The organism is Capnocytophaga sp. HP1101, assembly GCF_054772415.1.
The window spans coordinates 177,648-203,543 of sequence record NZ_BPUU01000009.1 but is presented as its reverse complement, the minus strand read 5'-3'; the positions used below and the strand labels follow the sequence as shown (position 1 = coordinate 203,543).

The window sequence follows — 25,896 nt, the reverse complement described above, 5'->3', positions numbered from 1 at the left end:
TTATAGTATTTATTACTTTATGGCTTGTCATTTACCATTATTTTAGTATCTTTGCGCCTCATTTAGCAAAAAAACAATATGAAATTAAAACACGCAATCCTCATTATCCTGTTGGTACTTATCATCGACCAATGGAGCAAAATATACATCAAAACACACTTTATCCTCAACGAAGCCGTAACCGTTTTCAGTTGGTTTCAAATCTACTTTGTAGAAAACGAAGGGGCTGCTTGGGGTACTAAAATCCCCGGTGAATACGGCAAACTCATTCTTACCCTCTTCCGCATTGTAGCGGTGGTGGGCATTGGCTATTGGCTGGTGTCGGCAGTGAGAAAGCAGCAACCCAAGATACTTATCGTTTGCATTTCTTTGATATTGGCAGGAGCACTGGGCAATATCATCGATTCGGTGTTTTACGGCATAATTTTCGACCATAGTTATGGTAACATTGCTACCCTATTTGCCGAAAATCCTTACGGAACCCTCCTGCACGGCAAAGTGGTGGATATGTTCTACTTCCCGCTTATTGATACTACACTTCCCAGCTGGGTACCCATTTGGGGAGGCGAACGCTTTCGTTTCTTCGAGCCCGTGTTTAATGTGGCAGATTCTGCCATTTGCATAGCAGTGGGGCTAATGATTATATATCACAAAAAGATATTTCCTAAAAACTAAATGAATACAAAAACATTGGAAGATTTGGAGTTCCCTGTGGTACTCTCTCACCTGTCCGACCTTTGCCTTACAGATCTCGGCAAGAAGTACGCCCTGCGCATTCAGCCGTTTAACGATAAAGACAGCCTGCTTTTGGCACTTTATCAAACCAATGAATACCTATCGTCTTTTGATAATAACAACACAATCCCTTCACACTATTGCGAATCTATCACTTCCGAAATTAAACTCCTATCTATTGAAAACGCCTTATTAGAAGTGTCGAGTATTAGGAAGATTTATCGTATTAGCGAGGTTGTAAACTCTCAAATTCTCTTCTTTAAGAAGTTCAAAACGCTATACCCTACCCTTTTCGAAACGGCTGATAGTATCGAGTATACTACCGAACTCCTGAACGCTATCGATAAAGTGTTAGACAAGTACGGCGAGATAAAAAACGAAGCCTCTCCTATGCTTGGCAATATACGTCGCGAGCTGAGCGCCTTGAAAGGAAAACTCAACGAGAGTTTCAACCGTGCTCTTGCCGAATATAACACTGCCGACTATCTCGATGATATCCGAGAGACCATAGTAGAAAACCGCCGCGTATTGGCAGTGAAAGCGATGTACCGCCGGAAAGTACAGGGCACCGTATGGGGGAGCTCAAAAACGGGTAGCATAGTGTATATAGAACCGCGACAAACCGAAATCTACTCTCGCGAACTCTCTAATCTTCTGTACGACGAAAAAGAGGAAATCCAGCGTATATTAAGAGAACTTACCGCCTTCATCAGTGAGTTTACGGAACTGCTGAAAGACTATCAGCGGTATATCACGGCTATTGATATTATCTATGCTAAAGCCAAGTACGCCCACCAAATGAACGCCCTTTTGCCAGAAATCAGCGAGGAGCGAGAACTGCTGTTGCGCGATGCTTATCACCCCTTATTGTTGCTCAATAATACTAAAAAAGGGGTAACTACCTACCCTCAAACCATCGAACTGAATGATGAAAAACGTATTATCGTCATCTCGGGACCTAATGCGGGTGGAAAGAGTATTACGCTTAAAACCATTGGCTTATTGCAATTAATGCTACAAAGTGGAATGCTCGTTCCGGTGCATCATTGGTCTAAAATGTGTTTGTTTGAGCGTATCCTTACCGATATTGGCGATAATCAATCTATTGAAAACCATTTAAGCACTTATAGTTACCGACTCAAGAATATGAATTACTTCCTCAAGAAGTGCAACAGTCGTACCTTATTTTTGATAGATGAGTTTGGAACGGGAAGCGACCCCGAATTAGGAGGTGCTTTGGCTGAAATATTCTTAGAAGAGTTCTACCTCCGAAAGGCTTTTGGCGTAATCACCACCCATTACACCAACCTAAAAATGTTGGCAGACGAATTGCCCCACGCTACCAATGCTAATATGTTGTTCAACGACAAAACCTTAGAGCCCATCTATAAGCTGATTATTGGCGAGGCGGGGAGCTCTTTCACTTTTGAAGTGGCGCAGAAAAATGGCATTCCGTTCAGCCTCATCAATCGGGCTAAGAAAAAAATAGAGAAAGGAAAAGTGCGTTTTGATGCCACTATCGCCAAATTGCAGAAAGAACGCTCCAAAATGGAAAAGACTGCCGAAACACTAAAAGACGAGGAAACTAAAGCCCGCGAAGAAGCCAAACGTTTGGAGGAACTGAATGATAGAGTAAAAAGCAAACTCGTAAATTATCAGGAACTTTATGACCAAAGCCAACGAATGGTTACTTTAGGTACAAAGGTAGACCAGCTGGCTGAACGTTATTTTTACGATGGTAAGCGTCGCCCTTTGGTATCCGAATTTCTCAAACTCATTGAAATGGAAAACGCCAAGCGCAAACAAGTGAGTAAAGAAGAACGCATTAAGCAGAAAGAGGAGAAAAAAGCCACTACCGAAGAAGTTCATAAGCAAATGGAGGCGATACGCCAGCAACGCAAAGAAGAGAAAAAAGAGCGCATTGCCCAAGAACGCGCCGAAAAAGAAAAACTACAACGCGCCCTTGCCATAGGCGACCGTGTGCGCATTAAAGACAGCCGGAGCGTGGGAAGTATCGATAAGATTGAAAAAGGCAAAGCCATAGTAAATTACGGGGCGTTTACTACCTCTGTTTCTTTGGACGAATTGGAACTCGTACAGAAAATTCGATAAAGTTCAACTTATTGAAAAGACACCTTATTAATATCTCAAAAAAGTGATTGTTCAAAATACAATCACTTTTTAAGTTCTATATCTTTTTAAAGTGAATAAAAAGTCGCTTTTTGAATTGCCGAACTTTATAAAATCAATAGCGAGCCACTTTTTGAGTAGTTTAACTTTATAAAGTCATCGAAAAGTATGTTTTTATAGATTATCCCCTTTGGAGAGGGAACGTGGGAGGTATTTCTGCGTAAACTATTACAATTATAATGCAACCCCCCCCCACCCCCCTCAAGGGGGAATGTAGCGACAAATATTGTACATCATACTGTTTTTCATATTTGTCAATAAAAAACTTTGAAAATAATTTTGCCTATAAAAAAAGAAATTCGTAATTTTGTCGCATAAAAATGAGAGGTTCATTTCTTTAGACAACCTCTGAGTTATAATAACAAAGTGTTTAACAACCTTAAATATTAAATATATATTATGAAAAAAGAAAAACTGGTAAATTTAGACCTCGCTCGGCTACACAATGCTGAGTTCAAACAATTTGTAGTGCGTTTTTTTGAAGACTTCGGTAAAACCGATTTAAACTTGGAAACAGACGCCGATTTTAAAGCTCTTTTTGAAAAGTTGAGGAACAAAATTCCTTCCTATGAAAAGGGATTGGAAAGAATCCGCTCCAGCGAAGAGACCAAAAAACTCGCTGAGCTCGACCACGTGAGGGATACCGATATGCGTGCCTTGCGTTTGAGTATTCGCCCCTATAAATATGCGAAGACGGAGGATAAGAAGAAAGCTTTTGAAACCATAAAAAGGCTTATAGACCCTTATAAAGAGGTTTCAAAAGAAACGTATGAGGAAGAAACCAGCGACCTTACAACTCTCATTACCCAGCTCAAAGCTGAACCTTATGCAAATGCAGTGAAAACGTTGCAGATTAAGGAGTTTGTAAGTGAGCTGGAAAAATCTAACAAGGCGTTTGATGAACTTTTTTCGCACAGGTCGTTCCAAACCTTGCAAAAAGAAGCCTATCACATACGTCCGCTACGCAAAGAACTCGCTGATGATTACCGAGAAATGGTGAATTACATTGTTGCCCTATCGGGCGTGAAACAAGAACCGTTTTACAAGAAAGTGATGGAAGTCATCAATAACAGCAGGAAGTATTACGCTGATGTGATTGCCCGCAGAAAGCCAAGTGCTACCGCCTCTAAAAATAAAGAGAACGCTAATACATAGCCGATAATGGACGTACAAATAGACCCCAGCTGGAAAGCGGTATTGCAAGAAGAATTTAATAAGCCGTATTTTAGTCAGCTCACTGAATATGTGAAACAACAATATGCCGAAAATATCTGTTACCCAAAAGGAAAGCAAATATTTTCGGCTTTCGACCATTGTCCGCTGGACAAGGTGAAAGTGGTTATCATTGGGCAAGACCCCTATCACGGCGCAGGGCAAGCAAATGGTTTATGCTTTTCAGTACACGATGGCATTGCCCACCCACCTTCACTTATTAATATTTTTAGGGAAATAGAGCAGGATTTGGGTATCCCCTACCCTATCAGTGGCAATTTGGAGCGCTGGGCATCGCAAGGGGTTTTGCTGCTGAACGCCACTCTCACCGTAAGAGCCAACGAAGCTGGTAGCCACCAAAATAAAGGGTGGGAAACTTTTACTGACGCTGTTATTAAAGCAGTTTCAGCACATTGTAACAATATAGTGTTTATGTTATGGGGCGGTTATGCTAAGAAGAAAACAAGCCTTATCGATACAAATAAACACTGTATTCTCACTTCTGGTCATCCCTCCCCTCTGAGCGCAAACAAAGGCTATTGGTTTGGTAACAAACATTTCAGCAAAGCTAATGCCTATCTTACATCCGTAGGGAAGGAAACCATAAACTGGTAATTAGATAGTATTAAAAGATAAAATATAATAAGGTGATAATATTGTAGAAAATGATACAATCCATCATTGAAAAGTATAAAGATAGAATAGCTGTAGGAACTAAAGACTATATAAATATAACTTGGATTGAGCAAGCGGAAAAAAAATTAGGCTTTCCTTTACCCGATAGTTATAAAGAGATGTTATTAAACTATGAATTTGTCACTGTTTTTGGAATTGAATTTAAAACTATTGCTCCGCCTGAATATCAAGAGGGTGCCGATAGTGATATTTATTATACTTATCAAATAAATTTACAAAATAATCTATTTCAAAAAGATGAATTGGCTTTCTTAGAGATGGACGAAGAAACTTATTTCTTTAAAATTGAAGAAGCTGGTCAAGCTAATGAATATCCTGTTTACGTTCGGGACTATATGACTAGTGAAGATAATTTATATGCCAATAACTTTCAAGAATTTTTAGAACAGTTTTTTAGTATAATATTGAAATAGTAACTTTGTTTAATATATAAAAAAGTTATGAGCATATATTCTCTATCATTTAGCATTGAGCAATATTTGGGTTTTCTCCTTTTTGTAGTCATTTTCCTAATTGGTTTTTGGCTACTATGCTTTTTATGCTTGGTGATTCCATATTGGATTATCGGAACAATAAAAGAGCGACTCAAAGAAAGAAAATCAACCAAAAGCAATATGCTTTTCCCAAAAAACTAACTACTGATGACATTAAAAGAAAGAATACAGAACCTACCTATAATCAAGCATTTCGTACTCTTTTTGAAAAGTGTTCCTTTAGCTAAGAATGCTTTTTCATTGTATGATTTGCTCGAACTGTATACCGTGGGGATTATTAGAGGTGCACTTACCTATCGGGCGAGCGCTATCTCGTATAGTTTTTTCTTGGCAATCTTTCCTTTTTTGCTATTCATTTTAAACTTAATCCCTTATATTCCTATCGAAAATTTCCAGGGAGACTTTTGGGCTTTTATTGAAGATATGCTTCCCCCAGGTACGCACGATTTCTTTTCAGATATTTTTTTCGATATCGCCGATAAAAAACGTGGTGGCTTGTTGTCTTCGGTGTTTTTTCTCTCTATTTTCTTAATGACCAATGGTATTATGGCAATTTTTGGAGGGTTTGAGTATTCGTACCATCGGCAAATCACACGCACTTATATCAAGCAATATCTCTACGCCCTAATGGTAGCAATTATTTTGGCACTTCTTGTTCTATTTGCTGTGGTTGTATTCATTTATTACGAAGTGTATTTAGTGCCTTACCTCGATAAAATCAATTTTATTACCGATTATGAAACGCTACTTAAAATATCGAAAATAGTTTTCGTCGCACTGATTACCTACTTTGGTACAGGACTGCTGTTTTACTTCGGCACAGTTGAAGGCAGGGAAAGTAAATTCTTTTCAGCAGGTTCGCTCTTTACTGTGTTATTGTTTGGCGTGACAACCTATTTGTTCGGTATTTATATCGAAAATTTTTCTCGCTACAACCAGCTGTATGGGTCTATCGGGGCATTGCTTATCTTCCTGCTTTATATATGGCTAAATGCTAACATATTGTTATTGGGGTTTGAACTGAATGCTTCGCTTTTGAAACTTAAAAAACAAGACTGATGTATTACGTAGATGTAATCTTGCCACTTCCGCTTTCTAAACTTTTTACTTATCGTATTAATGAAAACGAGGCGCATTTCTTACAAATGGGAATGCGCGTGGCTGTTCCATTCGGTAAATCGAAGGTATACACGGCTATAGTACATCATATACATACGGTTGAGCCTTCTTATGACACTAAAGACATTGAATATATCTTAGATGAAACGCCTATCGTGACTCCTGAACAAATAGAACATTGGCAGTGGATAGCCGATTTCTATATGTGCACTTTAGGGGAGGTTGTAAAAGCCGCCTTGCCATCAGCCTTTTTATTAGAAAGTGAAACGATTATAGAAATTGCAGAAAAGGAACTAAATTCAGACCTTTTTACCGATGACGAGTGGCAGGTATACGAAGCCTTACATTACAAAACAGCCCTCAAAGGCAGTGAGGTAAGCAAGATAATTCCCAAAAACAAGGCGCTGAAAGTGATGAAGAGCTTGGTAGAGAAAGGAGCTGCTCGCATTTCGGAGAGAATATTTGAGAAATATGTGCCAAAACTCATTAAATACATTCGTTTATCTTCTGAATATCAAACCGAAGAAGGCTTGCAAAGAGCCTTAGAACTTTTGAAACGATCAGAAAAGCAAAAGAAGTCGATAATGGCTTATTTTAATTATATCAACAGAGAAATATTGCCTTTAAAAGCAGAAAAATTATTAGAAGAAGCTAACGTATCGACAACAGTACTAAAATCAGTAATAGAAAAGGGTATTTTTGAAGAATATTACTTACAGAAAGACCGTGTTAGCTTTGCTGATAGTGATGTTTTGGAAAAGAAAACACTCAACGAGGTACAAAACGAAGCTCTTTATCAAATTCAACAACAGTTTCAGACTAAAAACACAGTTCTTCTACAAGGAGTTACTGCCTCTGGGAAGACTGAAATTTACATTGAACTTATAGACCAATATTTAAAGACGGGAAAACAGGTGCTCTACCTTCTTCCTGAAATCGGCTTAACGGTTCATCTTATTAACCGATTGAAGCAACATTTTGGTAAGAGCCTCTCAGTATATCACTCTAAATATAGTACGAACGAACGGGTGGAAGTTTGGAATAATGTACTACATAATAACCCTAAAGCGCAATTAGTTATAGGTGTTCGCTCATCAGTTTACTTGCCTTTCAAACAATTAGGGTTAGTTGTAATTGATGAGGAGCACGATAGTTCTTACAGACAGTTTGAACCAGCCCCTCGAATGCAAGCTCGGGATACTGCTATTATGTTGGCAAATATTTTCAAGGCTAAAACTTTGCTGGGTTCGGCAACGCCATCATTGGAGAGTATGCACAATGTGAAGACTGAAAAGTATGGATTTGTATACTTATCAAAACGCTACGCCGATTTTCTTCCTCCTATTATTGAGCTGATAGACATCAAAGATAAGCACCATCGCAAACGTATGAATGGTCATTTTTCTGACGTGTTAATAGAAGAAATTACCAATACTTTATCGCAAGGCAGACAAGTGTTGCTTTTCCAAAACAGAAGAGGTTATGCTCCCATCGTGCAGTGTATGCATTGTGGTACAGTGCCCCAATGTCCGCATTGTGATGTAAGTCTCACTTTTCACCAAAGTAGTAATCAGTTGCGATGCCATTATTGCGGTTATGCGATACCTATGCCTAAAGCCTGTATTGCTTGTGGAAGTGTTGATTTAAGAACGAAAGGCTTCGGAACGGAGCAAATCAGTAAAGAATTAGAAGTGCTTTTCCCAAAAATAACTATCGACAGAATGGATCAGGATACTACTAATGGTAAGTATGGATATGAAAAGATACTATCGAAGTTCGAGCAACAAGAAACACAAATATTAGTAGGCACCCAAATGATCTCTAAGGGTTTAGACTTTGAAAATATAGGTCTAGTAGGTGTAATGAATGCCGATTCGTTAATTCACTATCCCGATTATCGGGCATACGAGCGCAGTTTCCAGCTCTTACTGCAAGTGTCAGGACGTGCAGGGAGAAGTTCGAAGCGAGGAAAAGTATTGATACAAACGTATAATCCACAGCACCCCGTAATACAACAAGTATTACAAAACGATTTCAGAGGAATGTATCAAAGTCAAATAGAGGAACGGCAATCATTTTTATATCCACCATTTGTACAAATGATAAAAATAACACTGAAAAACAATAACTTTAGTCAGACAAATGAAGGGGCTGAATGGTTTGCAAACACACTTCGAGAAGTTTTTGCCTCCCAGAAAGGAATAGAAGTTTTAGGTCCTGAGTTTCCTCTTGTTTCTCGTATTAGGAATGAATATTTAAAAGATATTTTGGTGAAAGTACACCCTTCTGCTATTTCTTTACATCGTACTAAGGAACAGATTAAACGAATAGAGATTAGTTTTCAAGCTATCAGTAATTTTCGTGCCATTCGGGTGAGTTACTTGGTAGAATAGTTTGGGTTCACTATTTTTTAATATAAACACTCCTTCAAGAAGTTCCCATATAATAAAATAAGAGGCTACCAAATAAGGTAACCTCTTATTTTTATCAAAATCTTTTCTATTTATTGTAAACACTTTCTTTTTTGAAGTGTTTAGCCAACAAATAATAAACAACTGCACGGTGCTTGTTTCTGTTTGATTTACCGTATTTTTCCAATACAGCATCAATAGCTTTGTCTAACTCAGGACCGTCTTTCAAACCTAATTTTTTGATTAGGAAGTTTTGTTTTACACGGTCTAACTCTGCTTGGTCAGAGCCTGATACTTTAGACGCATCAGCGTTGTAGATAGAAGGACCTAAGCCCACAGTTACTTTTGTCAAGAACGCTACATCTGGGTTCTTTTCACCACATTTTTCTTTTAAATCTTGGGTGTACACAGCAATTAATTCATCGCGTTTACTCATAATTTTTTATATTTAAAATTAATAATGCGGTAAAGGTAGTTATTTTTTCAATACCTCAAAATATTTTAACAAAACTTTATCATTTATTTTTCTCGGTGTTTGGATTTCTAACAGCTTAGGACTTTCTGATAGTTCGAAGAAATTACTTAAATCTTTCTGTAAATCAGACAAATTGGTTGCTAACTGATAGCTAATACCATACATCTTACAAAAATGTTCTGCTGTGAGCTTATGAGGCGTCTCAAAAAAATATTCAAAGTTAGGGTCAGCTTTATCACCAGGTAGTATTCTGAAAATTCCCCCTCCTTGATTGTTGAGAAGAATCACTCTAAAATCTTGCGGAATATATTTGTTCCAAAGCGCATTACTGTCGTAAAAGAAACTCAAATCACCTGTAATAAACACTGTGGGAGATGCGCTCCCTACAGCAGCCCCAATAGCGGTGCTCATACTACCATCGATACCACTGGTACCCCGATTACAAAACACTTTCCACGATGGGTGAGCTTTCATCAGCTGGGCATACCTAATTGCAGAACTATTGCTTATCTGTATAATATAATCATTAGGAATATTACTGAATACTTCACTGTACACTTTCAAATCGGAGAAAGGCACTTGGCTGATATACTCTAAATGGATTTGCTGTATCTCGTTTTTAACCGCTAACCATTGCTGTTGATAGTCAGAAGTAACCGTAATTAATTTAGGTGTTACTTCCCTTAAAAAAGTGTTGATATCTGCCTTAAAACTTGCTGTTAAACAGAAATAAGAATCATACTCTTTGTGCAAATCTACATTGTAATGATAAGTAGGCTTAAAGGTGCGCAAGAACTGTTTTATCTTTTTAGAAACTACCAAGCCTCCAAAAGTAAGTAGCAAATCAGGGCGTAAGGCTTCTTTTAAACCCGAGTCTTTTTCAGTATAAGTGAGTAGTTTGTCAATATAAGGGATAAAGTGCGAGTGGTGCAAGTTCGAGGTAGTTTCTGTAAACACTAATACTGATGGGTCTTGAGCAAGCCACTCTATATACTGTGCTTCCAAACTATTAGGGGCTAACACACCTACCAATACCATCTTTTTAGCTGACGTGTTCCAACTTTTTGCAAAATCAGCTACTTTTTCCTCATTTACAATAGATTTTTGAGTCTTTGCAGAAATATTGTCAAAGGTATAACGCTCTTCAGTCGTAAGGTACAAAGGTTCTTCAAAAGGCACATTGATGTGTACTGGGAGTTGCTCCTCAATAGCGGTATTCAGCGCTCTGTTGAGTTCGTAAAAGTTGCTCTTATCACTGTGTTCCTCATCTGATAAATTGGCATTGTAGCCACTGTGGTTTGCCAGCACATTTACCTGACGTATAGTTTGCCCGTCGCCTATATCAATTTTGTTTGAGGGACGGTCGGCTGAGATGACTACTAAAGGTATATTGCTATAAAAAGCCTCTGAAAAAGCGGGATAATAGTTCAGCAAGGCAGAGCCTGAAGTACACACCACTGCCACAGGTTCAAGTCTTTGTTGGGCAATCCCTAAGGCAAAAAAAGCAGCACAACGCTCATCTACGATGCTGTAACAACTAAAGTAAGGGTCGTTTGCAAAGCCAATCGTCAGTGGCGCATTACGCGAGCCTGGCGAAATAACAATATGTTTGATTTGTTTGGTTTTGCAGGCTTCAATCACTTGCTGAGCCAACTTAATTTGAGGTCTTTTCATTTAATCGGTGAGCTTGTTTTTATGCTGATAATACTCATATAGGGCTACCTGTGAGCGCAAAGCCGGGGTAGTATGAGGGCGATAGATATTGTCTTGCGCTTTGTTGATGATGCGCGCTTTCACATTATCTGCCCAGCTTATTTCAAAAGTGTCTATCAACTCTTGCTGTATTGCTTTGTCGTAAATAGGGCAACCTACTTCCACTCTGAATGAAATATTGCGCGTCATCCAGTCGGCTGAAGAGATGTACACTTTAGGGTCGCCTCCGTTACCAAAAATAAACAAACGTGGGTGCTCTAAGAATTTATCCACGATGCTAATCACCTCAATATTCTCACTCATTCCTTCAATACCAGGAACTAAGCAACAAATACCACGTACAATCATTTGTATTTTCACCCCTGCACGACTGGCTTCGTACAGTTTGTCTATCATCTTGTAGCTAGTAATGTTATTCATCTTCAGTTTGATATACGCCTCTTTGCCCGCCTTAGCATTCTTAATTTCTTCGTCTATCAGGTGTTTGAGTTGCTTTTTGGTATAGTGTGGAGACACTATTAGATGCTTGAATTTTTGCACATTGTAGTTGGCATCAAAGAAGTTGAACACTTTGTTCACTTCTTTGAGTATCTCCTGATTGGCAGTAAAAAGCGTATAATCAGTATAGATTTTAGCAGTAGTTTCATTGAAGTTACCAGTGCTGATAAATCCATAACGTTTCAGTTCTTTACCTTCTTTACGTTCAATCACACATATTTTACTGTGTACTTTCAGTCCGCGTACGCCGAAGATGACTTTTACACCTTCTGCTTTTAGCTGTTCAGCATATCGTATATTCGATTCTTCATCAAAACGAGCTTGCAATTCTATCTGTACGGTTACTTGTTTGCCATTTTTCACTGCATTGATAAGTGAATTAACTACTTGCGAGTTCTTTGCCAAACGATAAATGGTTATTTTCACCGATTTTACCTTAGGGTCAAGGGCAGCTTCCCTCAAAAACCATATAATGTTAGAAAAAGTATGGTAAGGCGTGTATTGCAAATAGTCTTTTTCGGCAATTTTCTTTAGCAAACTCTCTTCTGAGGTGAGTCCTTGTACAGGTAGTGGCTGTATAGAGGCATATGTCAAATCCTTACGCCCTAAGCTGGGGAAGTTCATAAAGTCGCGGCGGTTATGGTAGCGCCCTCCTGGGATTACGCTGTCGGTTTTCATAATACCCATTTTCTCTAATAAAAATTGCAAGGTGTCCTTGTCTATCATCTTGTCGTACACAAAGCGCACCGGCTCGCCTTTGCGTCTGTCTTCTATACTGGTCGAGAGTTTCTCGATAAAGCTCTTGCTCAAATCATCGTCTATGTCCAACTCGGCATCACGAGTGATTTTAATCATATTTGCCGTAAGCGATTCGTAATTGAAAATGTTAAATATCTTGTGCAAGCAAAAGCGTATCACATCATCAAGCATAATAATATAATGCTTATCTCCTATTTGAGGCAACTCTATAAAACGGTCGAGGGTAGCAGGCAACTCAATAAGGGCATACTGTATTTTTTCTTTATAAACACGTGATGAAAAGAACTTTTGTACTCCTGAGGTTTTTTCGTCTTCTTCTTTTAGGGTCATTTTCACTGCCAAATACGCCACATCGTCTTTCAGTTGTGGGAACTTCTCTAAATCGTTAAGGATAATAGTAAAGAGGGCGGGGCGTACTTTGTCGTAGAAATAGGTATTTACAAAGGATTCGTGCTCAGGTAATAACGTTTTTTCATCTACTATAAATATCTGCTCTTTCTCCAATTCCTTGGTAATAGTGGCAATAATTTTCAAGCTCTCTTCTTGTAGTTGTATTACCTCTTTGGTAATTTCTTCCAAGAGCTCTTTGGCGTGTACCCCCAGTTCTTTGTCTGAGGTTTCGTTCATCGCCACTCGTTTTACAGTAGCATAACGCACTTTAAAGAACTCATCTAAGTTGTTGGAGAAGATACCCGCAAAACGCAAACGCTCCAATAGGGGCACTCGCTCATCAGCTGCCTCTTGAAGTACGCGTGCATTGAATTTTAGCCAACTCAATTCGCGGTTGATATATTGATTTTTTATCTTCATTTTACTTCATTTTGAGCCATTTCCACACCTCTCTATAGCTAGCTTTTTTGCCGTACATCAAGATACCAATGCGGTATATCTTAGATGCTAATTTAATGACTGCAAAGAAAGTGAGATACAAAATAACGAGAGAAATCAGTACTTCCCACCACGCTACCCCAAACGGTATGCGCATCAACATTACTACGGGCGAAGTGAGAGGTATGTATGAAAACACTACCGAAATCGTACCGTGAGGCTCTTCAATTACTGAGAACATACCTACATAAAAGGCTAATATTAGCGGTAATAATATAGGCATTAGGAACTGTTGTGTGTCAGTTTCGTTGTCTACCATTGCGCCAATCATCGCATAAAGCGAACTGTATAGCAAATAACCTCCTATGAAGAACAATAGGAACACCACAAAGGTTTCCGCAAAAGGGAAATGGTACAAGGTAGCCACTATATTGTTGATTTCCGACACGTTACTCGCTCCTTGTACCGCTTGGGCAGAGGTATTTACTTCAAAGAAAGAGGGTGCTAATGCCAACAGTACACCACCTATAACTATCCATATCGCAAACTGGGTAAGACCTGCTAATGAAGTACCCAATATCCTGCCTAACATTAGTTCAAAAGGCTTAACTGATGAGATAATGATTTCCACAATGCGATTGGTTTTCTCTTCTATCACACTGCGCATTATCATATTACCATAGATGATGATAAACATAAAAATAAGATACCCCGCTATGCCTCCAATGGTTATTTTCATTACGTTATCCAACTCGGAGGTCTTCTCTCCCGTAAAATTCTCCATTTGTATGCTTATATGCGTTTTAGCAGCATCTATCTCCTTTTTGTCAATCCCTTTTTTAGTAAGGTTATGCTGAAAGAGCGTCCGCTCCATAGCATTAGTAAGCTCACTGGTAAGCGATAACGAAGGCGACTCTTCACTGTAAAAAGCAATATTTTGGTCGCCTTTATCAGGGATATACAACAATCCGTATTTGCTTTTTGCCAACACTTCGGCTTTGGCTTCTTTGAGTGAAACATTGCTGAGATATTCGTACTGAATAGTCTCGGTATTCTCAAAAGTGTTGGTATAGAGTCCACTTTCGTCTACAATCACAATATCCTTAGCCTTGCTCTTATTGTTTACGTTGGTCAAAAAACCAATCACAAGCGCAAAGATAACCACTATCAGCGGACTTACAAACGTCATTATTACAAACGACCTATTACGTATTTTATTCAAGTACTCTCTTCGAGTAATAATTCCTAAGTATTTCATCTTAATTTGTCAATTTATGTGCCATCTAAAAGTCTCTTTTGTGTCGCTACAGCTCCTCCTCTTGGGGGTTAAAAAGCTATATTCAATAAAGAACCTTCCCTCTCTTTATTCACTTACTCCGTTATAGCAGACAAGCTTTCAGACATCTTATACTATTCTTTCAATTTATTAATGGTCGATATAAAAATCTCATCTACTGAGGGGATAGACTCTACAAAATGCGTTACTTCGGCACGTGTAGTGAGGTATTGCAACAAATCGTTAGCCGTTTGTCCCTCTTTCTTCTGGATATGTAATTTTAACTCGTTATATAGCGTTTTAAAATTTGTCTCACTCACTTCAAATTGGCTTTTAAGTTCAGCTAAGAGGGCTGTTTTCTGCTCTTCAGCAACTTTTAAACCTACTTCATACAAGTTGTTTTTATAAGCCCTCTTAATGTCGATAAGCTTACCATCTAATATCTTACGTGATTTATTGATTAGCGCAATATGGTCGCACAACTCTTCAACCGATTCCATTCGGTGAGTAGAGAAGATAATCGTTGCTCCTTGCTCCCGTAAGTATAGAATTTCATCCTTAATAATATTAGCATTAATGGGGTCGAAACCGCTAAAAGGTTCGTCGAATATCAGCAGTTTAGGGTTGTGAAGTACAGTTACCAAAAATTGTATTTTCTGTGCCATACCTTTGGAGAGCTCTTGTACTTTTTTGTGCCACCAATCGCCAATATCAAGGCGGTTAAACCAAAATTTAAGTCGCTCCTTAGCTTCTTCCTTGCTCAATCCTTTCAGTTGTGCTAAATACAAAGCCTGCTCACCTACCTTCATCGTTTTGTACAAACCACGCTCTTCGGGTAAATAGCCTATTTGTGCCGTATGCTTAGGTTGTAACAGTTCTCCGTCGAAGAACACCTTACCCGCATCGGGCAATACAATTTGGTTGATAATACGTATCAGTGAGGTTTTTCCTGCCCCATTAGGTCCCAGCAGACCAAAGATACTCCCTTTCGGGATATGTAGCGACACATCGTCAAGCGCGGTATAATCGCCATATTGTTTACTGATATGTTCTATTTTTAGCATAGTGATAATGATAAATAATAAACGGTTTATGGTTAATTTCAAAGTGCAAAGATATAGCAATTCAAAATGAAAAGCAAATAAAAAAACAGGCTATCGTAATAACCTGTTCATTTTTATTAGTGCCCAATATACGATGACCTTCACACATTCCCCCTCTCTGAGGGGGCAGGGGGAGGTTTTTACTATTTTAATGATTTTCAATATAACAAAAAATATCTTTCACTATTCATCAAAGATTAATACTTCCAACCATATATAAAAAGTCTCTCCATAGCAAAACATCTAAGAATCTTAGATGAATAGAGCTCTTTTACGGTTATAATATTTAATCAAACAAAAACTACTTGGAAAGTACTATTTTTTGAGTTTTTCAGTGTTATAGGGCTCTAATGTAAAACTTCCTGAAGCGTACAAAGGGTGACGAGGATAGCCTTTGGCAGTGAGTTTTCCTATTTGCAGGAAGTTTCTTTTACCCAAAGTATTTACAATGTCTATAAGATTGCTTTTTAGGTAAGGGCGTAAAACAATATCATTACCAAAAGCCAATAGCACATCAGCAATAGGGTATTTATTCCCTAACTTTTTGATGAAGTCCAAAGCCTTTTGGTGTTGTGCTTCCTCTTGTTGAGCAGGTAATTGGTGTTTGTCGGTTTGTCGTCTTGCTGATAAGTTAAGCATTACGAAGCCGTTATACCCTGCTTTTTCTACAAACTGTAATACACGAGTCATTGTTCTATCGGCTACTTTGTCATTTGCAGTGCTGGGGTTTAAACCTACCACAAAAAGCATTTTATCGCCAGCTTGTTCAATATAAAAGCGGTAATCGCCTTGCTCTGTTCCCGTTTGCTCACAATGTGTCGGAGCATACTTTAAATTTGCCATAAGTTCTTTTTATAAAATTTGTAATTAGTTTTTCTTTGTTTCAGTTTCTGTGATAACATCTTTGTGTCCACAATATTTACATCTACGATGAACTTCATAATCAGTGACAGTAGCAGGTACATCTACTTCTTGAGTTCGGATAACTTTACCTTCGCCGTTTCTCGTTTTTCTAATTTCTGTTATTACAGTTCTTCTTCTACCTACTATTTTTGTATGATATCGAACCATAGCATTCCATTTTCCACAAGAACGACATTTTTTAGAATACCTATCAGAGATAATAAAAAGTAAGATTATAGTACCTAAAATAATGCCTATCCATTTGATAAGTACCCAACCAGCCCCTTTGGATTTTGGTTCTTCTTTAGCAGGATTTGCTTGTGTATCATTTTGTAATGGCTGAATGGTAGAGTTTTTTTCTTTTTTTACCTTGTTTTTTTCCTGTTTTTTAGTGTTTTTATGGTGATTTTCTGTAGATGCAATATTATTTTGCTTTACGATAGTATCATAAAACATCTTATCTTCATCAGTACTATTAGAAACTTCATCTTGAAGTATTCCGCGTGGTATTTCATTATTGCTTTCATTTACTTCTTCAGTTTCTTCATTCTGTGCTGACAAGAGAAATGTTGCAAAGCAAAATAGCAAAGTAAAATAAAATTGTTTTCTCATTTGGTTTAGTTTTTTAATATTCCCTACTCTATTACAGGCTTTTCGGGTTCCGCCTTGGGTTTGTTTTTAAGGTATTGCTTGAATTTTGTTAGCGTATCGTTTCCACCCCTCTGCTTTCTTATAGGTCTCTACGCTATTTGCAGGCACATAAATTGTGGGTACAGCACCATCTGAAAATAATGTTGGGTAAGCATTTATTCCTGGAGGAGTTTCTGCTTTTATAATGAATGTTCTTAAGTTAGTACACTTTTCAAAAGCACTACCACCAAATGTTTTTATGCTTTTAGGGAATGTAAGGGTTGTTAAACCTGTACAACCAAAAAAAGCACCTGTTGCTATTGATTGTACTTTATTACTCAAAACTACTGTTTTTAGTTTTTTTAAACCTGCAAAAGCATTGTTTTGAATATAGAGAACATTGTCTCCTATAATAATGCTTTCTAATTCGGTACAATTCTGAAAACAATATTCGATAGTACCCTCTGTATCCAAATAAATACCCACAATATTTCTCAATTCAGGTACATTATTCATATCTATTTTTCGAACACCTTTATTTAGCCACTTTATTAGCTGTTTCTTATCTTCACTTAATACATAGTCAGAGTCTCGTATTTCTGAACTTACAGTAAGAGGAATATACTCACTATTCCAACCACTGGCTTCTTTAGGACCATATAGTCGTTTGTTTTGGCTGTCAATATACCAATCACCAACCATACCTATATTGCTTGTGGGAGCTCCTGCACCTGTATAGATTTTAGAACCATTTTGCCCAGGCGTTCCTTGCTCTCCTTTGTCGCCTTTTTGTCCCGTAGCTCCAGTATCACCCTTTTGTCCTTTGTCACCTTTCTGACCAGTGGCTCCAGTATCACCTTTATCGCCCTTGTCTCCTTTTTGACCTGTAGCACCGGTATCTCCCTTGTCACCTTTCTCTCCCTTGTCACCTTTCTCTCCCTTATCACCTTGTATACCTTTGAGGCTGATAGGAGCTCCCCAGCCTTGTGCGGTTTTGGCTCCGTAGAGATTAGAATTAGAAAGGTCTAAGTAATAATCACCTACGCTTCCTAAAGAAGCATCGGGAGCACCCATACCTGAGAGAATAAGATTCCCTTTTTGCACCTCTACTCTTTCAATAATAGTTTCAGTCTCTTTTTTACAACTGCTTGCAGTCAGTAGTCCTAATACAGCTACTGCCATTAAAATTACTTTTCTCATTTGTTTAATAAAAAATTATAATTGCTATCCCTACTCTCTTACAGGCTTTTCGGGCTCTGCCTTATTTTCTGGTGGCAAAGTACGTGCTTTTTGTAAAAATATTTAGTACTTTTTACTTCTATGTTAGAAATATTTTGTACATTTGCAGAAAAATTGTTTCTATATGTACGATTATCACGATAAAATAAGAAAAATTAGAGAGGCTAAAGACTACAAGCAAGAATTTGTAGCAGCTCAACTGAATATCTCTCAGCGCGCTTATAGCAGTATTGAGAACGGGAAAACACAACTTACGGTAGAGCGTCTGTTTGAAATTATAAAGATATTAGATACCTCTCTGCCTGAGATTTTTGAGTACGAAGGAGGTAGTGTACTTCATAATAACTTTAATGATACAGCTACAAAAAATAAAGGAGGAGATCTAATCTATAATAAACAAAGCTTTGAGGAAGAAAGAAAGTTGTATGAGCGTATTATTGCTATGAAAGAGGAAGAAATTGCTTTTTTAAGAAATCAGCTTAATAAACAGTAAACAATAGTTTATAGTTATACCGCAAACTTTTTGCATTTTTCTCGCAATATTCCCCATTTTAACACTTTTTATTCAATAACTGAAAAAACCCTTTTTATGAATTGATATACAGAATACTAAGGGCTTAGCTTCGCCTTAGCTTCGGTTTACCTTCGCCTTACCTTCGCTCTTCCTTCGGTTGAGATGGCTCAAAAGTAAAAGATAAAATTTTAAACAATATGTTGTTTATCAACGCTTTGTGTTTTTGAGCTTCAAAATAAGACCTTGTGGTATAAATTTAAAAAATCTAATGTGTTTAACATTCTTTAACAGAAAAAATTCAGCATATTTCAGCTTGCTACTTCAAGCCCCAATCTGCCCTATTCTATTCACTCAACCATCATTATTAGCATTATTGGTATTTATAGTATTAACTTCGGTATTATTAGCATTATTGGCATTAGCTCGGTATTAATTTTATAAATAACTTGTCGTTTTAAATAAAAATCGTACCTTTGCATCTCAAAAATAAATACTAATGATTGCTTTAAATTTTATATGGAATTCTAATGAGATTCTTGCCTCTATAAACTTACCTTTTATAGGCACTTTTTCATTGCGTTATTACAGCTTGATGTTTATCGTGGCTTTTAGCTTGGGGTGGTATCTCACTAAAAAAATATACCTCAACGAAGGTAAAACAGTACAACAGCTCGACACTTTGTTCGTCTATACTGCTATAGCCACCTTAGTAGGCGCACGTCTGGGCGATTGCTTCTTCTACAATTGGGATTACTTTAAAGACCACTTGCTGGAAATTTTCCTGCCTATTAAAGAAAAACCCGGTGGTGGTTGGGAACTTACAGGCTTTTCGGGCTTGGCAAGTCACGGAGCTGCTGTGGGTATTATTATCGCAATGATATTATATGTGCGTAAGTATAAAGATATCAGCCTATCGTGGATATTAGACCGCGTAGTAATTCCTATTACTATCGGAGGTATGTTCGTGCGCTTTGGTAACTTTTTCAATTCCGAAATCAACGGCAAAATAGTAAGCAATACCTATCCGTTAGGGGTCAAGTTTGTACAAGGAGGAGCTATCTCACCGCATCGAGCAATGGCTATTACTGAACAAACCGACCCTCAAACTGCTTATAAACTCATTGCTCACGACCCTCGTTATACTGATATTTTAGCTTCTATCCCTTACCAACACCCTGCCCAATTATACGAAGCCTTTGGCTATTTCTGCCTGTTTTGGGTACTGTGGTACGTGTATTGGAAAACTGATAAAAAAGACCAGCCTTACTTCATTTTTGGACTTTTCTTGGTGTGCTTGTGGAGTATCCGTTTTGCAGTCGAATTTGTAAAAGAAAGTCAAGGTGGTTTTGAAAGCTCTCTGGGCTTGTTCTCTACAGGTCAGTGGCTCAGTATTCCATTTATCTTGGTAGGTTTCTACTTGTTATTCAGAAATCGCACCAAAACACACAAGCTTTAATATTAACTTTGTAAACATTTTATAACTTACTTAGAGTTTACATTTAAATTTTATAATTAAAATGCATTTTTTTAGAAAACACTTTGTAACTGTAGCCTTAGCATTGGTAGCCTTAGCCGCTATCGCCCTTATCTTACCTCGCTTCTTCTCTAATGAAAGCAATAGAGTGCAAGAAATAGAAATCACTCCTCAGGATATTGATTTTACTCAAGACGGTGAACTCTCTATCTTTAAAAACGATAGCCTTATTAAAACTATTGATGTTGAGTTTGCTAAGAACGATATGGAACGCGCCTTAGGACTAATGTACCGCTCTTCAATGGACGAAAATCAAGGAATGTGGTTCATCTTTCCAGAAGAAGCTCCCCGCTCTTTTTATATGAGAAATACTGAAATACCATTGGATATTATCTATTTAGATAAAGATAAAAAGGTAGTAAGTATAGCTAAAAACGCTCGCCCATACGACGAAACTTCTTTACCCTCAGAGAAACCTGCTATGTATGTATTAGAAATCAATGGAGGATTGTCCGATAAATGGGGCATTGAAAAAGGCGATAGAATGGAAGTAAAATAAGCACTCCTATTTGTAAATATGGAAGAACAAGTAATTTTAGTAGATGAACACGACACTCCTATAGGCTTGATGCCAAAGTTAGAAGCGCATCAAAAAGCAGTACTACATAGGGCTTTTTCAGTATTTATACTTAATGATAAAGGGGAGATTATGTTACAACAAAGGGCAGCCGATAAATACCATTCACCTAACTTGTGGACGAACACTTGTTGTAGTCATCCACGTCAAGGAGAGACTACTATTGAAGCAGGTAAACGTCGTCTACAAGAAGAAATGGGCTTTGTTACAGAACTTACCGATATATTGAGTTTTATTTATAAAGCCCCTTTTGATAACGGGCTTACAGAGCACGAACTCGACCATATTCTCATAGGATACTATAACGCCTCCCCTACTATCAACCCTAAAGAAGTAACCGATTGGCGTTGGGAACTTCCAGAAAACATAAAAGAAGATATTGCAAAGCATCCACATCGGTATACCGAATGGTTTAAGATTATTTTCGATAAGTTCTTACATCAAGTACTAAAAGGATAAACAAAAGAGGCTTTTTGAAAAATCAAAAAGCCTCTTTTGTCATTTATATTAATTGATTTTATCCCTTCTTAATAAAGTCCATCTCTACACCTTTACTAACTTTTTTCTTACTTTGATACTTGAAATAGTAAGCTAACATCTTGTAGTATAATTTAGCTGCTAAGAAAGCGGTAGGTTTTGCCTGTGGACTATCCATTAGTTCTACAATATCAAACGCTACCACATTGCACTTCTTGAACACTTTGCGCAAGAGCTTGAGCGTAGGATACCACTGTAATCCTCCTGGTTCAGGAGTGCCTGTAGATGGTGCAATAGCAGGGTCAAAAGCGTCTAAATCAATAGTAATGTATACATTTCCCGATACTTTGTCGAGTACATCATCAATCCACTCTTTGTTTTTAGCTATTTCGTGAGCAAAGAACACGCGCCCTTTAGGTAAATATTGTTTTTCTTCAGCATCCATTGAGCGTATGCCTACTTGTACCAATTTGTGTTTCTGGTTAGCTTCAAACACAGCACAAGCGTGATTAGAGGTCGAACCGTGATATTCAGGGCGCAAATCAGTGTGGGCATCAAGTTGCAATACTGTGAGTTTTTCATACTTTTCACCTACGGCACGTATAGACCCAATAGACACAGAGTGCTCTCCCCCGAATAATGTAAAGAGCTTACCTTCATTTTTCAATAGTTCTTTTGTTTTCTCATACACTGCTTGTGTCATAGCTTCAGGTGAGCTATTTTCGCTTACTTCACCTGCTAAATATACCCCATTGAGGTATGGTTCGGTATCAGTTTCGATATCGTAGAGTTCCATATTTTCTGAGGCATCTAAAAACAATTCAGGACCTTTGTCAGCTCCTTTGCCCCAAGTAGAGGTACCATCATAAGGTACAGTTACTAACATTACTTTAGCATTTTCCAGTGTTGCATTTTCTGCTGGAATACCTGCATACGTTCTTTCCATAGTTCAACTTATTTAATAAATAGTGCGCAAAGGTAATAAAAAAATCCTAAGTTTACGCACTTAGGATTTTTTTAACGCACAACACTACTAAGATTATAGGTCTATCGCAATCGGTCAGCAGATTTTACGAGTTTCTCGTCCCGCCTAATAGCCTTGTTGGCCATAAACAAAAAAACGATAGAAAGCACGGGTACGAAAACCCCAACACCTTTCTCAGAAATAAAACTTTCTCCAGGTGAATTTAGCATTCGATATACAAATATTCCTAGTAAAGTAAAATTTATAAGGACGTTCAGCCAGTTAAGCCACTGCTGAACACTTCTTTTCTTAAATTTGAAAATGCTGTAGATAGCCAATACTGCTGAGAGCACAAAGAGGATCGTTCTCAATATATCTAATCCAAAGAGGATAGGAAGTGCTGCTACTATCGCAACTATCAGCATATAAACAGTTTGTATTCTCTGAATCATCTGTTATTGTTTTTCAAGTGTGCAAATATACTATTTTTCACTTAAACTAAAAAATTTATTTCAATTTATCAAAGCCATTACCATATACACCCATTACGTTCGTCTTGGTCACAAAGGCAGCAGGGTCAATACTGCGCACCAATCGGAATATAGAAGTGGATTCTGTACGACGAGCGATTACAATCACTATTTTTTGTGATGATTTAGAGTACCAACCTATCCCATCTATAATAGTACAACCACGTTTTAATTCACTATTGATATGGTTAGCTATCTCATCGTAGTGTTTTGAAAAAATAAACAACTGTACAGATTGTCGCGCCCCATTGATAACAATTTCCACCATTTGCCACATCAGCGGTAAAAGAATAAGGCCATAGATAGTTTTTTCAAGCGTGTCTTCTTTGTGTTCCAAAATGAAGAAAGAAGAGAGTACGATACATACATCTACCACTAATAGAATGCGCGCAATGCTCATATTCCAATATTTAGTAAGTACAAAACCAATAATATCAGTACCTCCTGTACTTCCGTTAGCCGAATACACTAAGCCTAAGCCGGTACCGCAGAGCAAGCCTCCCATAATCACAGTAAGGAAATCATCACTCAATGGTGGGTGTTCTGAAAAGTAAGGCATTAGGTATTGCCTACCCAACCAAAGAAATAATGAAAGTATTGAAATAGAAAGAAAAGTGCGATAAGTAAACTGTTTGCTCACCGCCTTAAACCCTATGAGCAAAAGTATGATATTGATAGTCCAATAAGAAATCGCTATTTCTATACCTGTTTTATAATTGATGATTAAGCAGATACCTGCCAATCCTCCAGTTACAATCTTATTAGGAATAATAAAGCCTGTAATACCTACGGCATATAGCACCAAACCCACAAATATGGTAAGATAATCTCTTAGGTAAAAAGATTTTAAGTATTTAATAGTTCTACTCTCGGATATAGCCATCACTATAAGATTTTAAATGAATAATTAGCTTTTTTAAAACGGCGCAAAAGTAATACTTTTTAGTAAATTGGCAAATAAATTTACTGTAAACTTTCTTTGATACGGCGGATAGCTTCTCGCAAATCCTTTTCAGATGCTGCATACGAAAAGCGAATGCAATTGGCATCGCCAAAAGCAGCACCTGTTACGGTAGCCACCATTGCTTCTTCTAACAGATACAACGAAAAGTCGGTTGCGTTGTGAATTGTGCGCCCTCTTAACGTTTTACCAAAGAAAGATGATATATCAGGGAATACGTAGAAAGCACCTTCAGGAATGTTCAATTTAAAGCCGTCAATTTCACTTAGTAGTTGCAATACCAAGTCGCGACGACGTTTGAACTCGTCTACCATATATTGTATTTTGCTCTTAGGAGCCTTGAGCGCTACAATAGAAGCACGTTGTGCAATAGCATTGGCACCACTAGTTACTTGTCCTTGCACTTTCGTACAAGCTTTAGCAATCCATTCAGGGGCTCCCATATAGCCTATACGCCAACCCGTCATTGCAAAAGCTTTGGACATACCATTCACGGTAATAGTACGTTCATAAAGTCCATCAATTTCGGCTACACTGGTAACACGTTTGTCAGTAAAGTTGATATACTCATAAATCTCATCAGAGAGAATGAAGATATTAGGGTGTTTCCTAAGCACAGCACCGAGTGCTTCTAATTCTGCTTTGCTGTAGATAGAACCACTTGGGTTGCAAGGGGTATTGAACCACACCATTTTTGTTTTAGGGGTTATAGCTGCTTCTAATTGCTCAGGGGTAATTTTGAAGTTATTTTCAATAGTAGTGTACACTTCTACAGGTACTCCACCCGCCATTTTAGCAATTTCTTTATAGCTCACCCAATAAGGGGCTGGAAAAATCACTTCATCACCAGGGTTGATCATTGCTAAGGCTACGTTAGCCAAACACTGTTTAGCTCCTGTAGAAACTACGATTTGTGAAGGTTTATAAGTAAGGTGATTGTCGTGTTGGAACTTTTCGCAAATCGCTTCTTTTAGTTCCAAATACCCATCGATAGGTGTGTATTTGCTGTAGTTTTGTTGCACAGCCTCAATAGCTGCTTCTTTTATAAAATCGGGAATATCAAAATCAGGTTCACCTAAACTAAGACCAATGATGTCCTTGCCTTCGGCTTTGAGTTCACGTGTTTTGGCTGCCATTCCTAAGGTAGCCGATACTTCCATAGCGTTGATACGGTCGGATAAATACTGTTTCATATTATCTTGAAGAGTTTATTTTAGCTGTAATTGTACCCATACAGGTAGGTGGTCAGACGGATAAAGCCCATCAATACGAGTTTCTATAATTTTGTATTGTTTTACTTTTATAGACTTCTGAACAAAGATAAAATCTATATGTCCTTTGAGGGGTTCATCAGTTTTAAAAGCGTTGAATGTACCCATATTAGGTGTTTTATTAGTAGGTGACAACTGAGTATCATATAGCTGAGATGCTATTTTCTGTACGGCAGGGTGTTCCGTAGGAAGGTTGAAATCACCCATTAAGATGACTTTTCCGCCTTTGGCAATCTCTTTAATTTTTCGTAATACCAAATCGGCACTTTGTACTTGAGCTACTTTACCTTCGTGATCAAAATGGAGATTGAACACCCAAAAAGTTGTCTTCTTACCTTTGAGTTTTACCCAAGAGCAGATACGGTTACAACAAGTAGCATCCCAACCCAAAGAGGGCACATCAGGCGTTTGAGAAAGCCAAAAGTTACCTTTGTCAAGCAAGGTAAAACTATCCTTCCTGAAGAAAATAGCCGAGTGTTCACCTGCTTCCTTACCATCGTCACGCCCTACGCCTTCACACTGATAAGTAGAAAAACGTTCTTCCAAAAATTTAAGTTGGTGTGGTAAGGCTTCTTGTACTCCAAAGATATCGGGGTTTGCCTGTGTAAGCACTGTAAATACCTTTTCTTTCCTATTACCATCAGTCCAAGCATTTACACCGTCTTGAGGAACTTCACAACGAATGTTATAGGTCATTACAGTTAGATTTTGCCCTATAGAAAAAGCAGGCAATACAGATAAAATAAATAGTAATTGTTTCATATATCAGATATTTTAGAAGTTGTTT

At 37.9% G+C, this 25,896-nt stretch carries 24 protein-coding genes; 11 read left to right on the top strand and 13 right to left on the bottom strand.

The genetic code is table 11. From position 1 onward, the window contains the following. The first annotated feature begins 78 nt into the window (after positions 1-78). From RCZ04_RS06910 to priA, 7 genes are all read left to right on the top strand, one after another. The gene (locus RCZ04_RS06910) at positions 79-675 is read left to right on the top strand and encodes a lipoprotein signal peptidase (RefSeq protein WP_460485269.1); all 597 of its coding nucleotides are present in this window, start codon (positions 79-81) and stop codon (positions 673-675) included. After that, a complete protein-coding gene (locus RCZ04_RS06905; RefSeq protein ID WP_460485268.1) occupies positions 676-2,847 on the top strand; it encodes a MutS2 family protein in 2,172 nt (723 codons plus the stop codon). A 477-nt stretch (positions 2,848-3,324) separates the two neighbouring features. Continuing rightward, positions 3,325-4,080, top strand: a complete 756-nt coding sequence (locus RCZ04_RS06900) for a DUF6261 family protein (protein ID WP_460485267.1) — start codon at positions 3,325-3,327, stop codon at positions 4,078-4,080. A gap of 6 nt (positions 4,081-4,086) precedes the next feature. Next, complete coding sequence (ung, locus tag RCZ04_RS06895; RefSeq protein WP_460485266.1) at positions 4,087-4,752, top strand: uracil-DNA glycosylase; 666 nt, start codon at positions 4,087-4,089, stop codon at positions 4,750-4,752. Positions 4,753-4,802: 50 nt separating this feature from the next. After that, a complete protein-coding gene (locus tag RCZ04_RS06890; protein ID WP_460485265.1) occupies positions 4,803-5,246 on the top strand; it encodes an SMI1/KNR4 family protein in 444 nt (147 codons plus the stop codon). A 228-nt stretch (positions 5,247-5,474) separates the two neighbouring features. Further along, a complete protein-coding gene (locus RCZ04_RS06885) occupies positions 5,475-6,386 on the top strand; it encodes a YihY/virulence factor BrkB family protein (RefSeq protein ID WP_460485264.1) in 912 nt (303 codons plus the stop codon). Then, the gene (priA, locus tag RCZ04_RS06880; RefSeq protein WP_460485262.1) at positions 6,386-8,839 is read left to right on the top strand and encodes a replication restart helicase PriA; all 2,454 of its coding nucleotides are present in this window, start codon (positions 6,386-6,388) and stop codon (positions 8,837-8,839) included. The genes RCZ04_RS06885 and priA overlap by 1 nt, the downstream gene beginning before the upstream one ends. Before the next feature lie 106 nt (positions 8,840-8,945). On the opposite strand, the gene RCZ04_RS06875 is transcribed toward priA, so the two are convergent. The 8 genes from RCZ04_RS06875 to RCZ04_RS06840 form a co-directional block, all read right to left on the bottom strand. Next, entirely contained in the window at positions 8,946-9,293 is a 348-nt protein-coding gene (locus RCZ04_RS06875; RefSeq protein ID WP_460485261.1) for a DUF2853 family protein, read from the bottom strand. Between the two features lie 39 nt (positions 9,294-9,332). Then, positions 9,333-11,006, bottom strand: a complete 1,674-nt coding sequence (gene menD, locus RCZ04_RS06870) for a 2-succinyl-5-enolpyruvyl-6-hydroxy-3-cyclohexene-1-carboxylate synthase (RefSeq protein WP_460485260.1) — start codon at positions 11,004-11,006, stop codon at positions 9,333-9,335. Continuing rightward, entirely contained in the window at positions 11,007-13,112 is a 2,106-nt protein-coding gene (gene ppk1 / locus RCZ04_RS06865) for a polyphosphate kinase (protein WP_460485259.1), read from the bottom strand. A gap of 1 nt (position 13,113) precedes the next feature. Further along, on the bottom strand, positions 13,114-14,388 hold the full coding sequence (locus RCZ04_RS06860; RefSeq protein ID WP_460485258.1) for an ABC transporter permease: 1,275 nt from the start codon (positions 14,386-14,388) through the stop codon (positions 13,114-13,116). Between the two features lie 152 nt (positions 14,389-14,540). Further along, entirely contained in the window at positions 14,541-15,470 is a 930-nt protein-coding gene (locus RCZ04_RS06855) for an ABC transporter ATP-binding protein (RefSeq protein WP_460485479.1), read from the bottom strand. A gap of 354 nt (positions 15,471-15,824) precedes the next feature. Continuing rightward, a complete protein-coding gene (locus RCZ04_RS06850; protein WP_460485257.1) occupies positions 15,825-16,352 on the bottom strand; it encodes a DUF1643 domain-containing protein in 528 nt (175 codons plus the stop codon). Positions 16,353-16,376: 24 nt separating this feature from the next. Continuing rightward, positions 16,377-17,024: a hypothetical protein gene (locus RCZ04_RS06845; protein WP_460485255.1), complete on the bottom strand. Its 648-nt coding sequence runs from the start codon at positions 17,022-17,024 to the stop codon at positions 16,377-16,379. A gap of 66 nt (positions 17,025-17,090) precedes the next feature. After that, positions 17,091-18,242 carry a collagen-like protein gene (locus RCZ04_RS06840; RefSeq protein ID WP_460485254.1) on the bottom strand — a complete coding sequence of 384 codons (1,152 nt, stop codon included), beginning with the start codon at positions 18,240-18,242 and terminating at the stop codon, positions 17,091-17,093. 163 nt (positions 18,243-18,405) lie between these two features. Between RCZ04_RS06840 and RCZ04_RS06835 the strand changes: the two genes are divergently transcribed. The 4 genes from RCZ04_RS06835 to idi all read left to right on the top strand — a co-directional run bounded on the left by RCZ04_RS06835 (position 18,406) and on the right by idi (position 21,365). Continuing rightward, positions 18,406-18,774: a helix-turn-helix transcriptional regulator gene (locus RCZ04_RS06835; protein ID WP_460485253.1), complete on the top strand. Its 369-nt coding sequence runs from the start codon at positions 18,406-18,408 to the stop codon at positions 18,772-18,774. A gap of 517 nt (positions 18,775-19,291) precedes the next feature. Next, the gene (gene lgt / locus RCZ04_RS06830; RefSeq protein ID WP_460485251.1) at positions 19,292-20,251 is read left to right on the top strand and encodes a prolipoprotein diacylglyceryl transferase; all 960 of its coding nucleotides are present in this window, start codon (positions 19,292-19,294) and stop codon (positions 20,249-20,251) included. A gap of 61 nt (positions 20,252-20,312) precedes the next feature. Continuing rightward, on the top strand, positions 20,313-20,828 hold the full coding sequence (locus RCZ04_RS06825; RefSeq protein ID WP_460485249.1) for a DUF192 domain-containing protein: 516 nt from the start codon (positions 20,313-20,315) through the stop codon (positions 20,826-20,828). 18 nt (positions 20,829-20,846) lie between these two features. Continuing rightward, positions 20,847-21,365, top strand: coding sequence for an isopentenyl-diphosphate Delta-isomerase (gene idi / locus RCZ04_RS06820; protein WP_460485248.1), 519 nt, complete (start codon positions 20,847-20,849; stop codon positions 21,363-21,365). A 58-nt stretch (positions 21,366-21,423) separates the two neighbouring features. Here idi and speB read toward each other — a convergent pair whose 3' ends face one another. The 5 genes from speB to RCZ04_RS06795 all read right to left on the bottom strand — a co-directional run bounded on the left by speB (position 21,424) and on the right by RCZ04_RS06795 (position 25,871). Beyond that, the gene (gene speB, locus RCZ04_RS06815; RefSeq protein WP_460485246.1) at positions 21,424-22,329 is read right to left on the bottom strand and encodes an agmatinase family protein; all 906 of its coding nucleotides are present in this window, start codon (positions 22,327-22,329) and stop codon (positions 21,424-21,426) included. A gap of 101 nt (positions 22,330-22,430) precedes the next feature. After that, positions 22,431-22,799: a DUF4293 domain-containing protein gene (locus RCZ04_RS06810; RefSeq protein WP_460485245.1), complete on the bottom strand. Its 369-nt coding sequence runs from the start codon at positions 22,797-22,799 to the stop codon at positions 22,431-22,433. 55 nt (positions 22,800-22,854) lie between these two features. Continuing rightward, on the bottom strand, positions 22,855-23,760 hold the full coding sequence (locus RCZ04_RS06805) for a YitT family protein (protein ID WP_460485244.1): 906 nt from the start codon (positions 23,758-23,760) through the stop codon (positions 22,855-22,857). A gap of 80 nt (positions 23,761-23,840) precedes the next feature. Continuing rightward, the gene (locus RCZ04_RS06800) at positions 23,841-25,031 is read right to left on the bottom strand and encodes a pyridoxal phosphate-dependent aminotransferase (RefSeq protein WP_460485243.1); all 1,191 of its coding nucleotides are present in this window, start codon (positions 25,029-25,031) and stop codon (positions 23,841-23,843) included. A gap of 15 nt (positions 25,032-25,046) precedes the next feature. After that, positions 25,047-25,871, bottom strand: a complete 825-nt coding sequence (locus RCZ04_RS06795; protein ID WP_460485242.1) for an endonuclease/exonuclease/phosphatase family protein — start codon at positions 25,869-25,871, stop codon at positions 25,047-25,049. Positions 25,872-25,896: the final 25 nt, after the last annotated feature.